Raw genomic sequence first — 11,892 nt, 5'->3', positions numbered from 1 at the left:
CCGTGGCCGGCTTCGGCGTGACCTTCAAGGCCATGTTCAAGAAGCGGCTGACCGAGCAGTACCCGGAGCAGAAGAAGGTCACAGCGCCGCGCTTCCACGGCCGTCACCAGCTCAACCGGCACCCGGACGGCCTGGAGAAGTGCGTCGGCTGCGAGTTGTGCGCCTGGGCCTGCCCGGCGGACGCGATCTACGTCGAGGGCGCGGACAACACCGACGAGGAGCGCTACTCCCCGGGCGAGCGGTACGGGCGGGTGTACCAGATCAACTACGCCCGCTGCATCCTGTGCGGCCTGTGCATCGAGGCGTGCCCCACGCGCGCGTTGACGATGACGAACGAGTTCGAGCTGGCCGACTCCAGCCGCGAGAAGCTCATCTTCACCAAGGAGCAGCTGCTCGCCGGCCTGGAGGAGGGCATGGTCGACAGCCCGCACGCGATCTACCCGGGCATGGACGAGCAGGACTACTACCGCGGCCTGGTCACCGAGGCGGCCCCCGGCACCGAGCCCCAAGTCGCCCACTCCAAGGGCGAGGTGGTGCAGGAGGCGGAGTCGACCTTCGGCCCCGAGGAGCCGGCGTCGAAGAAGGTGATCGGCCGATGAGCACGCTCGCCGCCTATGCCACCTCCTCCGGCGAGGCCTTCCAGTTCTGGGTCCTCGCCACCGTCGCGGTGATCGGCGCCCTGTGCACCGTCTTCATGAAGAAGGCCGTGCACAGTGCGCTCTGCCTGGCCGGCACCATGATCATTCTGGCGGTCTTCTATCTCGCCAACGGCGCCTATTTCCTGGGCATCGTGCAGGTCGTCGTCTATACCGGCGCGATCATGATGCTGTTCCTCTTCGTCGTCATGCTGGTCGGTGTCACGGCCGCGGACTCCCTGAAGGAGACCATCAAGGGCCAGCGCTGGCTGGCGGCCCTGTGCGGCCTCGGCTTCGCGGTCCTCCTCGTCGGCGGCATCGGGAACGCCTCCCTGAAGGAGTTCAACGGCCTGGGCCAGGCCAACTCCGCAGGGAACACCGAGGGGTTGGCCGCCCTGATCTTCACGAAGTACGTCTTCGCGTTCGAGATCACCGGCGCCCTGCTCATCACGGCCGCCGTCGGCGCCATGCTGCTCACGCACCGCGAGCGCACCGAGCGCGCCAAGACCCAGCGCGAGCTGGCCGAGGAGCGGGTGCGCGAGGGCAAGCACCTCCCGCCGCTGCCCGCCCCCGGCGTCTACGCCCGGCACAACGCCGTGGACATCGCGGGCCTGCTGCCCGACGGCACCCCGTCGGAGCTCACGGTCAACAAGACGCTGCGCGACCGCGGCCAGATCCGTGACGTGTCCAGCGAGGCCCTCAACGACCTGAAGGCCCTGGAGCAGCGCTCCGACGAGCGCCTCGGCAGGAGCGGCGACGCCGCGTCGTCGACCGACGACGCGGCCAAGGGCGACAAGGGCGACAAGAAGGAGGCCGCGAAGTGAGTCCCGTCAACTACCTTTACCTCGCGGCCCTGTTGTTCGCGATCGGCTCCACGGGCGTGCTGATCAGGCGGAACGCCATCGTGGTGTTCATGTGCATCGAGCTGATGCTCAACGCCTGCAACCTCGCCCTTGTGACCTTCTCCCGGATGCACGGCAACCTCGACGGCCAGATCATCGCGTTCTTCACGATGGTCGTCGCCGCCGCCGAGGTCGTGGTCGGGCTCGCGATCATCGTGTCCCTGTTCCGTTCCCGCCACTCGGCCTCGGTCGACGACGCCAGCCTGATGAAGCTCTGAGGGGCAGGAAGAATCGTGGAGAACCTGATTGCGCTGCTCGTCGCGGCGCCACTGCTCGGAGCGGCCGTACTGCTGTGCGGCGGGCGGCGGTTGGACCGCAGCGGCCACTGGATCGGCACGCTGCTCGCGGTCGCCTCCTTCGTCGTCGGCGTGCTGCTCTTCGTCGACATGCTCGGCAAGGACGCGGAGCACCGCGCCCTGCACCAGGCGCTGTTCAGCTGGATCCCGGTCGAGGGGTTCCAGGCGGACGTCGCCTTCCAGCTGGACCAGCTGTCGATGACGTTCGTGCTCCTGATCACCGGCGTGGGCTCCCTGATCCACATCTACTCGATCGGGTACATGGAGCACGACGAGCGCAGGCGCCGCTTCTTCGGCTATCTGAACCTGTTCCTCGCGGCGATGCTGCTCCTCGTGATCGCCGACAACTACCTGCTGCTGTACGTGGGTTGGGAGGGCGTCGGTCTGGCGTCGTACCTGCTCATCGGCTTCTGGCAGCACAAGCCCAGCGCGGCCACGGCCGCCAAGAAGGCCTTCCTGGTCAACCGCGTCGGTGACATGGGCCTGTCCATCGCGATCATGCTGATGTTCACGACGTTCGGCACGTTCGCCTTCGGCCCGGTCCTGGAGTCGACCGGCGAGACGAGCGAGGGCATGCTCACCGCGATCGGCCTGATGCTGCTGCTCGCCGCTTGCGGCAAATCGGCCCAGGTCCCGCTGCAGTCCTGGCTGGGTGACGCGATGGAGGGCCCGACCCCGGTCTCGGCCCTGATCCACGCGGCCACGATGGTGACGGCGGGCGTATACCTCATCACCAGGTCGGGCGCGATCTTCAATGCCGCTCCGGACGCGCAGTTGGCGGTCGTGATCGTCGGTGCGGTCACGCTCCTCTTCGGTGCGATCGTCGGTTGCGCGAAGGACGACATCAAGAAGGCCCTCGCCGGTTCGACGATGTCGCAGATCGGCTACATGATCCTGGCGGCGGGCCTCGGCCCCATCGGGTACGCCTTCGCGATCATGCACCTGGTGACGCACGGCTTCTTCAAGGCCGGGCTCTTCCTCGGCGCCGGCTCGGTCATGCACGGCATGAACGACGAGGTCGACATGCGCAAGTACGGCGGCCTCCGCAAGTACATGCCGGTCACGTTCGTGACGTTCGGGCTCGGCTACCTCGCGATCATCGGCTTCCCCGGCCTGTCCGGCTTCTGGTCCAAGGACAAGATCATCGAGGCGGCGTTCGCGTACGACGACGGGATCCGCGGCTGGATCTTCGGCGGTGTCGCCCTTCTCGGCGCGGGCATCACGGCCTTCTACATGACGCGCGTGATGATCATGACGTTCTTCGGCGAGAAGCGCTGGCAGCCGGATGCCGACGGCAACGAGCCGAATCCGCACGAGTCGCCCAAGTCGATGACGATCCCGATGATCGTCCTCGCCTTCGGCTCGGTCTTCGCGGGCGGTCTCTTCTCGCTCAACGAGTCGTTCGTGAAGTGGCTGGAGCCGGTCACGCAGTTCGAGCACCCGCACCCGGTGATCAGCGTCCCGGCGATCACGGCCTCCACGGTCGTGGTGCTGCTGCTCGGCGCCGCCCTGGCGTACGTGATGTACGGCCGCAAGCCGGTCCCGGTCACCGCGCCGCGCGGCTCGCTGCTCACCCGGGCGGCCCGCCGTGACCTGCTGCAGGACGACTTCAACCATGTGGTCCTGGTCCGTGGCGGAGAGCACCTTACGCGCTCCCTGGTGTACGTCGACCACACGATGGTCGACGGCGTCGTCAACGGCACGGCGGCGGGCTTCGGCGGACTCTCCGGCCGGATGCGCAAGATGCAGAACGGCTTCGCCCGTTCCTACGCGGTCTCGATGTTCGGCGGTACGGCGATCCTCATCGCCGCGACCCTGCTGATGAGGGCGGTCTGATCACGATGTCCTTTCCTCTGCTGACAGCGACGGCCGCGGTGCCGGCGATCGGTGCGATCGTCACCGCCGCCGTGCCCGCCGCCCGGCGCACGGCCGCCAAGTGGCTGGCGCTGTTCTTCTCGCTCGCCACCCTCGTCCTCGCGATCGTGATCGGCGTGCGCTTCGCCCCCGGCGGCGAGCGCTACCAACTCACCGAGTCGCACGCGTGGATCGCGGACTTCGGCGTGCGGTACGAACTGGGGGTCGACGGCATCGGCGTCGCCCTGATCGGCCTGACGGCCCTGCTGATCCCGTTCGTGATCCTCGCCGGCTGGCACGACGCCGACCCGGAGGAGACCGGGAGCAAGCGCTGGCGACCCACGCAGGGCTTCTTCGCCCTGATCCTGATGGTCGAGGCGATGGTGATCCTCTCCTTCGAGGCCACCGACGTCTTCCTCTTCTACATCCTCTTCGAAGCCATGCTCATCCCGATGTACTTCCTCATCGGAGGCTTCGGGGACCGGGCCCACGCGGGCAGCGACGAGAAGGCCGCCGCCCAACGCAGCTACGCTGCAGTGAAGTTCCTGCTCTACAACCTGGTCGGCGGCCTGATCATGCTGGCCGCGGTCATCGGCCTCTATGTGGTCGCGGGGAACTTCTCGCTCCAGGAGATCGCCGCCGCCCGCGCGAGCGGCGAGCTGGAGATGGCGACCAACACCGAGCGGCTGCTCTTCCTCGGCTTCTTCTTCGCGTTCGCGGTGAAGGCGCCCCTGTGGCCACTGCACACCTGGCTGCCCAACGCCATGGGTGAGGCCACCGCCCCAGTCGCCGTCCTGATCACGGCCGTCGTCGACAAGGTCGGCACGTTCGCGATGCTCCGCTTCTGCCTCCAGCTGTTCCCGGAGGCCTCGAAGTGGGCGACGCCGGTGATCCTGGTGCTCGCGCTGATCTCGATCGTCTACGGCGCGCTGCTCGCCGTCGGCCAGCGCGACATCAAGCGCCTGGTGGCGTACGCGTCGATCTCGCACTTCGGCTTCATCATCATGGGCATCTTCGCGATGACCTCGCAGGGCCAGAGCGGCGCGACGCTCTACATGATCAATCACGGCATCTCCACCGCCGCGCTGATGCTGGTCGCCGGCTTCCTGATCTCCCGGCGCGGCTCGCGGCTCATCGCGGACTACGGCGGGGTGCAGAAGGTGGCGCCGGTGCTCGCGGGCACCTTCCTGGTCGGCTCGCTCGCGACGCTCTCGCTGCCCGGGCTCGCGCCCTTCGTGAGTGAATTCCTGGTCCTGGTCGGCACGTTCGCGCGCTACCCGGTGATCGGCATCATCGCCACCGTCGGCATCGTGCTCGCCGCGCTCTACACCCTCGTCCTCTACCAGCGGACGATGACGGGCCCGGTCAAGGTCGAAGTCGCCAAGATGCCGGACCTGCGGGTGCGTGAACTCGTCGTCGTCGCACCGCTGATCGCCTTGCTGATCTTCCTCGGTGTCTACCCGAAGCCGCTCACCGATCTGGTGAACCCGGCGGTCGGCCACACCATGTCCGACGTACAGAAGAAGGACCCCAAGCCCGAGGTGGAGGCGGCCAAGTGAGCGCATCAGCCGTCCACAGCCTGTGGACAACCGCGGCGCCGATCGAGAAGATCGACGCCCCGACCATCGAGTACGCCCAGCTTCTGCCCACGCTGATCGTGATCGGCGCGGCCGTGGTGGGCATCGTCGTCGAAGCCTTCGTCGGCCGCAAAGCCCGCTATTACGTGCAGATGTTCGTGACCGTGGTCGCCCTGGTGGCCGCGTTCGCCGCCGTGATCGGGCTCGCGGCGGGCGGACACGCCTCCACGGAGGCGCAGATCGTCGCCATGGGCGCGATCGCCGTCGACGGACCGGCCCTGTTCCTGCAGGGCACGATCCTGCTGACCGGGCTCGTCGCGGTCTTCACCTTCGCCGAGCGGCGGCTCGACCCGCAGGCGCACGGAAACCAGGTCGACTCCTTCACGGCTCAGGCCGCGTCGGTGCCGGGCAGCGACGGCGAGAAGGCAGCCATCAAGGCCGGGTTCACCACGACCGAAGTCTTCCCGCTCGCGCTGTTCGCGATCGGCGGCATGCTGGTCTTCCCCGCGGCGAACGACCTCCTGACGCTGTTCATCGCCCTCGAGGTCTTCTCCCTCCCGCTGTATCTGCTGTGCGCCCTGGCCCGCCGCAAGCGCCTCATGTCGCAGGAGGCGGCGGTCAAGTACTTCCTGCTCGGCGCCTTCTCGTCGGCGTTCCTGCTCTTCGGCATCGCCCTCGTCTACGGCTACGCGGGCACGGTCTCGTACGCCGGGATCGCCGACGTGGTCGACGGCACCGTGCAGAACATCGACCCGGCCCTCGCCGACACCATGGGGAACGACGCGCTGCTGCTCGTCGGCGGCGCCATGATCCTCATGGGCCTGCTCTTCAAGGTCGGCGCCGTTCCGTTCCACATGTGGACGCCCGACGTCTACCAGGGCGCTCCGACCCCGGTCACCGGCTTCATGGCGGCGGCCACCAAGGTCGCGGCGTTCGGAGCGCTGCTCCGGCTGCTCTACGTGGTGCTGCCGGGCCTGCGCTGGGACTGGCGGCCGGTGATGTGGGGCGTCGCGATCGTCACGATGCTGCTCGGCGCGATCGTCGCCATCACGCAGACCGACATCAAGCGGCTCCTCGCGTACTCCTCGATCGCACACGCGGGCTTCATCCTCGCCGGTGTGATCGCGGCGACGCCGGACGGCATCTCGTCGGTGCTGTTCTATCTCGGCGCGTACTCCTTCGTGACAGTCGGCGCCTTCGCCGTGGTCACACTGGTGCGGGACGCCGGCGGCGAGGCCACGCACCTGTCCAAGTGGGCCGGTCTCGGGCGGCGTTCACCGCTGGTCGCGGCGGTCTTCGCGGTGTTCCTCCTGGCCTTCGCGGGCATCCCGCTGACCTCCGGGTTCTCCGGCAAGTTCGCGGTGTTCAAGGCGGCGGCCGAGGGCGGGGCGGGCGCGCTCGTCGTGATCGGTGTGATCTCGTCGGCGATCGCGGCCTTCTTCTACATCCGCGTGATCGTGCTCATGTTCTTCAGCGAGCCGAAGCCCGAGGGCCCGACGGTCGCGGTGCCCTCGCCGCTGACGATGACGGCGATCGGGGTGGGTGTGGCGGTCACGCTGGTCCTCGGTGTGGCTCCGCAGTACTTCCTCGACCTGGCCGGTCAGGCGGGAGTCTTCGTCCGCTGACCTGACGTCCGCGTGGTGCGCGGTGGCTCTGTGGTCCGGTGCCCGGTCCCTCTTCAGGGGGACCGGGCACGACTTTTCCTACCAGCACCCCCAGCCTGTGGATAACTTTTCGGGACTGTCGGCCGGGCGGCCTATCGTGGCTGCAGTGGTCGAAGGACGGCGTACGGGGGGACAGACGATGAACGGGACCGTGGTGATGGACGTGGCCGGGGAACAAGGCCAGGCCGGTGCGGAGCAGCACCGGACCGAGACCGATGTGACGCGGAGCGACGCCCTGAGCACGCTCCAGCGTGTCTTCGGGTACGACAGCTTCCGCGGGGAGCAGGAAGCGGTCATCGAGCATGTCGTCGCCGGTGGGGACGCGGTCGTGCTCATGCCCACGGGCGGCGGCAAGTCGCTCTGCTATCAGATCCCGGCGCTGGTCAGGCCCGGCACGGGAGTCGTGGTCTCGCCGCTGATCGCCCTGATGCAGGACCAGGTGGACGCGCTGCGGGCTCTCGGTGTGCGGGCCGGTTTCATGAACTCCACGCAGGACTTCGAGGAGCGCCGCCTGGTCGAGGCCGAGCTGCTCGCCGGTGAGCTGGACCTGCTGTATCTGGCACCCGAGCGGCTCCGCCTGGAGTCCACGCTCGACCTGATCGAGCGCGCCAAGATCTCCGTCTTCGCCATCGACGAGGCACACTGCGTGGCGCAGTGGGGCCACGACTTCCGGCCCGACTATCTCTCGCTCTCGCTGCTCGGACAGCGCTGGCCCGAGGTCCCCCGGATCGCGCTCACGGCCACGGCGACGCGGGCCACCCACCGCGAGATCACCGAGCGGCTTGCCATGCCGCAGGCCCGCCACTTCGAGGCCAGCTTCGACCGGCCCAACATCCAGTACCGCATCGTGCCCAAGGACGAGCCGAAGAAGCAGCTCCTGCGGTTCCTGCGCGAGGAGCACCCGTCGGACGCGGGCATCGTCTACTGCCTCTCGCGCAACTCCGTGGAGAAGACCGCCGAGTTCCTCTGCCGCAACGGCATCAAGGCGGTGCCGTACCACGCGGGGCTCGACGCGGGGACGCGCGCGACGCACCAGGCCCGCTTCCTGCGCGAGGAGGGCCTCGTGGTGGTGGCGACCATCGCGTTCGGCATGGGCATCGACAAGCCGGACGTACGCTTCGTCGCCCACCTCGACCTGCCCAAGTCGGTGGAGGGGTACTACCAGGAGACGGGCCGCGCGGGCCGCGACGGACTCCCGTCCACGGCCTGGATGGCGTACGGACTGAACGACGTCGTACAGCAGCGCAAGCTCATCCAGTCCGGCGAGGGTGACGAGGCCTTCCGGCGCCGCGCTGCCGCCCACCTGGACTCGATGCTCGCCCTCTGCGAGACCGTGCAGTGCCGGCGGGCCCAACTCCTCGCGTACTTCGGCCAGGAGCCGGGCAGCGAGGGCTGCGGCAACTGCGATACGTGCCTGACGGCGCCGGAGACCTGGGACGGCACAGTCGCGGCCCAGAAGGTGCTGTCGGCGGTGGTGCGTCTGGACCGGGAGCGTCGGCAGAAGTTCGGCGTGGGCCAGATCGTCGACATCCTGCTCGGCCGCAAGACCGCCAAGGTGATTCGCTTCGACCACGACCAGCTGTCGGTCTTCGGGATCGGCGAGGAGCTGGCGGAGGCCGAATGGCGGGGCGTGGTGCGGCAGTTGCTGGCTCAGGGGCTGCTCGCGGTCGAGGGGGAGTACAGCACGCTGGTGCTGACCGAGGGGAGCGGGGCGGTCCTCGGCAGACAGCGGGAGGTGCTGCTGCGCAAGGAGCCGAAGAAGGCCGCCTCCCGTGGCTCGGCCGGTGGCGTCAAGGGCGAGCGGAAGAGCAAGGCTCCGGTCGACCTGCCGGAGGAGGCGCTGCCGGTCTTCGAGGCGCTGCGTGCGTGGCGGGCCGAGCAGGCCAAGGAGCAGGGCGTCCCGGCGTATGTGATCTTCCACGATGCGACGCTGCGCGAGATCGCCCTGGCCCGCCCGGCCTCGGTGGAGCAGTTGGGCGGCATCGGCGGAGTGGGCGAGAAGAAGCTGGCGACGTGGGGCGAGGGCGTCCTCGGAGTCCTGGAGGGCTTTGAGGGGTGAGGGCGGCCTCGGTCCTGGTGGCTTCGAGGGGTGACGGGTCCTCGAGTCCTGGCCCTTTCGAGGGGTGAGGGCGGTGGTGGGCCGGTTCGCCGTAGGGCGGTCCCGGCCCACCCGGAGTCGAGGCGCGGTCGGTCCGTGCGGTCAGTCCGTGGTGCGGGCGGGCGCGATGCGGCCGCTCACCTCGCCGAGGCCCACGCGGACGCCGTCCGGGCCGGGGGCCCAGGCGGTCAGGGTGATCTCGTCGCCGTCCTCGAGGAACGTCCGCTTGCCGGTGGGGAGTTCGAGCGGTTCGGTGCCGTTCCAGGTGAGCTCGATCAGGGAGCCCCGCTGGTCGGTCTCGGTGCCGCTGACGGTCCCTGAGCCGTAGAGATCGCCGGTGCGCAGGGAGGCGCCGCCGACGGTCATATGGGTCAGCATCTGGGCGCCCGTCCAGTACATGCCGGCGAACGGCGGCTCGGAGATGACCTCGCCGTTGAGGGAGACGCTGATCCGCAGGTCGTAGCCGCCGGGCTCGTCCTCCGCGGAATCGTCCAGGTAGGGCAGTACGGCGACGTCGCGAGCCGGCGGGGTGACGCGGGCGTGGTCCAGGGCTTCGAGGGGGGTGACCCAGGCGGAGACGGACGTGGCGAAGGACTTCGCGACGAACGGGCCGAGCGGGACGTACTCCCAGGGCTGGATGTCCCGGGCGGACCAGTCGTTGAGCAGGGACAGACCGAAGACGTGGTCACGGAAGGAGGAGAGCGGTACGGCGCTGCCGAGCCCGGAGGGGGCGCCCACGACGAAGCCGACCTCGGCCTCGATATCGAGCTTGGCGGACGCGCCGAAGGTGGGCTCGGTGGCCGAGGGGGCCTTGCGCTGGCCGCAGGGGCGCACCACGTCGGTGCCGGAGACGACGACGGTGCCGGCCCGGCCGTGGTAACCGACCGGCAGGTGCTTCCAGTTGGGCAGCAGCGGCTCGGAGTCGGGGCGGAAGAGGCGGCCGAGGTTCGTGGCGTGGTGCTCGCTGGCGTAGAAGTCGACGTAGTCGGCGACGTCGTACGGCAGGTGCAGGGTGACGTCCGCGAGGGCGTGGAAGAAGGGGCGCACCTCCTCCTGGTGCGAGGGCACCGTCACCCAGGCCGTGAGCGCGCGGCGCACATCGCTCCAGGTCTGCGGGCCGGAGGCGAGGAGCGGGTTGAGCGTCGGCTGGGCGAGCAGCGAGGCATAGGGAGAGCCCAGGGCGTGCGCGGCGGCACCGGCGTCGAGCACATGGGAGCCGAGGCGGACCCCGACCCTGCGGTGGTCGTCGCCGCTCGGGGAGCCGGGGAGGGAGAAGACGCCGTACGGAAGGTTGTGCGGGCCGAAGGGGTCGCCCTCGGGGAGGTCGAGCGGGCTCTGCTCGGGCATGGGTCGCGTGCCTCACTTTCCTGCGTCGGGTTGATCACACGTTACGTCGGAGGATGCCCATGGCGGCAGTGCCTGAACAGTCCTTAATGCCCGGAAAGAGGTTGCTGGTGCGGTGTGTTCCGGACCCGGCGCCGAGGTCCTCGCGCAGGTCAGGGGAGAGGTCACGGAGGTTCGGGAGGCGGTGTGACGGAGGTGATGTGAGGGGCGGGAAAAGGTCAACGTCCTCTTTTGTGGGCTTTGTTGGGGTCTCCGTATTCTGTGGCCATGGTCTCCGCACCCCCCTTCTCCCTCGTCGCCACCGACCTCGACGGCACTCTGTTGCGCCCTGGCGACACCGTCTCCGCTCGCTCGCGGGCCGCGCTCGCGCGGGTCTCGGCGGCCGGGGCGCAGCACATCGTGGTCACCGGCCGCCCGGCGCCGCAGGTCCGGCATCTGCTGATGGAGATCGACTACCGCGGGCTTGCCGTCTGCGGGCAGGGGGCGCAGGTCTTCGACGCGGGTGCGGGCCGGCTGGTGAGTGCGCTGACACTGGACCGGGAGATCGCGGAGACTGCCCTCGGCAAGATCGAGGCGGAGGTCGGGGAGGTCTTCGCGGCGGTCAACCAGGACGGCATGGACGGCCTGATGCTGATGGAGCCGGGGTACGAGCCGTCGCACCCGACGCTGCCGGCGGTCCGGGTGGGCCTGCGGGCGGCGCTGTGGGACCGGCCGATCAACAAGGTCCTGGTGCGCCATCCCTCCCTGGGGGACGACGAGTTGGTGGCGGTGGCGCGCACGGTCACGGACGGCCTGGTCACGATGACGATGGCGGGGCCGGGAACGGTGGAGCTGCAGCCCCTCGGCGTGACCAAGGCGACGGGCCTGGCCCTGGCCGCCGAGATGTCGGGCATCCCGGCGGCGGCCGCGGTCACGTTCGGGGACATGCCCAACGACGTGCCGATGTTCCGCTGGTCCGGGTACGGAGTGGCGATGGCCAACGCCCACGAGGAGCTGAAGGCAGTGGCGGACGAGATCACGTCGTCGAACGAGGAGGACGGCGTGGCGGTCGCCCTGGAGCGGCTCTTCGGCTTCGGCTAGGGGGAGTTGGGGGTCTCGTGCGGTCCTGGAGCGGAGGCCCGCCACCCGGGGACCGGCCCGTGCCGGTCGGCGGCTTGACCGGGGACCGGCCTGTGCCGGTCGGCCCGCTCCGGAACCGGCCCGCGCCGCGCCCGCCCGGCGACCAGTCGGTTTCTGGCGGTCCGCCCGGGATCAGGCCCGCGCCAGGCCCGCACGGGATCAGGCCCAAGCCAGGCCCCCCGACCGGCGACCGACCCGCGCCTGGCGGCTCGCCCCGGAATAGCCCCATGCCAGGCTCGCCCGAGAACCAGCCCGCGCCGCGCTCGCCCGGGGACCGACCTGTGCCTGGCGGTCCGCCCGGGAACAGCCGCATGCCAGGCTCGCCCGAGAACCAGCCCGCGCCGCGCCCGACCGGCGACCGACCCGCGCCTGGCGGTCCGCCCAGGAACAGCCCCAAGTCAGG

Annotated in this window: 9 protein-coding genes; 8 read left to right on the top strand and 1 reads right to left on the bottom strand. The window is 69.5% G+C overall.

The window, feature by feature from the left end; translation table 11 throughout:
• Positions 1-2: 2 nt before the first annotated feature.
• The 7 genes from nuoI (at position 3) to recQ (ending at position 8,987) form a co-directional block, all read left to right on the top strand.
• Positions 3-599 carry an NADH-quinone oxidoreductase subunit NuoI gene (nuoI, locus tag RCO28_RS18425; protein ID WP_374991193.1) on the top strand — a complete coding sequence of 199 codons (597 nt, stop codon included), beginning with the start codon at positions 3-5 and terminating at the stop codon, positions 597-599.
• Positions 596-1,459, top strand: a complete 864-nt coding sequence (locus tag RCO28_RS18420) for an NADH-quinone oxidoreductase subunit J (protein ID WP_308942210.1) — start codon at positions 596-598, stop codon at positions 1,457-1,459. The genes nuoI and RCO28_RS18420 overlap by 4 nt, the downstream gene beginning before the upstream one ends.
• Positions 1,456-1,755 carry an NADH-quinone oxidoreductase subunit NuoK gene (gene nuoK / locus RCO28_RS18415; protein WP_282511281.1) on the top strand — a complete coding sequence of 100 codons (300 nt, stop codon included), beginning with the start codon at positions 1,456-1,458 and terminating at the stop codon, positions 1,753-1,755. Before RCO28_RS18420 ends, nuoK begins: the two co-directional genes overlap by 4 nt.
• Before the next feature lie 15 nt (positions 1,756-1,770).
• The gene (gene nuoL / locus RCO28_RS18410) at positions 1,771-3,669 is read left to right on the top strand and encodes an NADH-quinone oxidoreductase subunit L (protein ID WP_308942209.1); all 1,899 of its coding nucleotides are present in this window, start codon (positions 1,771-1,773) and stop codon (positions 3,667-3,669) included.
• Positions 3,670-3,674: 5 nt separating this feature from the next.
• Positions 3,675-5,246: an NADH-quinone oxidoreductase subunit M gene (locus RCO28_RS18405; RefSeq protein ID WP_308942208.1), complete on the top strand. Its 1,572-nt coding sequence runs from the start codon at positions 3,675-3,677 to the stop codon at positions 5,244-5,246.
• The gene (gene nuoN, locus RCO28_RS18400) at positions 5,243-6,889 is read left to right on the top strand and encodes an NADH-quinone oxidoreductase subunit NuoN (RefSeq protein WP_308942207.1); all 1,647 of its coding nucleotides are present in this window, start codon (positions 5,243-5,245) and stop codon (positions 6,887-6,889) included. Before RCO28_RS18405 ends, nuoN begins: the two co-directional genes overlap by 4 nt.
• Before the next feature lie 196 nt (positions 6,890-7,085).
• Positions 7,086-8,987: a DNA helicase RecQ gene (recQ, locus tag RCO28_RS18395; RefSeq protein WP_308942277.1), complete on the top strand. Its 1,902-nt coding sequence runs from the start codon at positions 7,086-7,088 to the stop codon at positions 8,985-8,987.
• A gap of 141 nt (positions 8,988-9,128) precedes the next feature.
• Here the strand turns inward: recQ and fahA are convergent, their stop codons facing one another.
• Positions 9,129-10,373: a fumarylacetoacetase gene (gene fahA / locus RCO28_RS18390; RefSeq protein WP_308942206.1), complete on the bottom strand. Its 1,245-nt coding sequence runs from the start codon at positions 10,371-10,373 to the stop codon at positions 9,129-9,131.
• 264 nt (positions 10,374-10,637) lie between these two features.
• Here fahA and RCO28_RS18385 point away from each other — a divergent pair, with 264 nt between their 5' ends.
• Positions 10,638-11,450, top strand: coding sequence for an HAD family hydrolase (locus RCO28_RS18385; protein ID WP_308942205.1), 813 nt, complete (start codon positions 10,638-10,640; stop codon positions 11,448-11,450).
• Positions 11,451-11,892 lie beyond the last annotated feature (442 nt).

It is taken from the genome of Streptomyces sp. LHD-70 (assembly GCF_031157275.1).
In the GTDB taxonomy this organism is placed as follows: Bacteria; Actinomycetota; Actinomycetes; order Streptomycetales; family Streptomycetaceae; genus Streptomyces.
The sequence above is the reverse complement of the archived record's forward strand: the minus strand, read 5'-3'. Positions and strand labels throughout refer to the sequence as shown.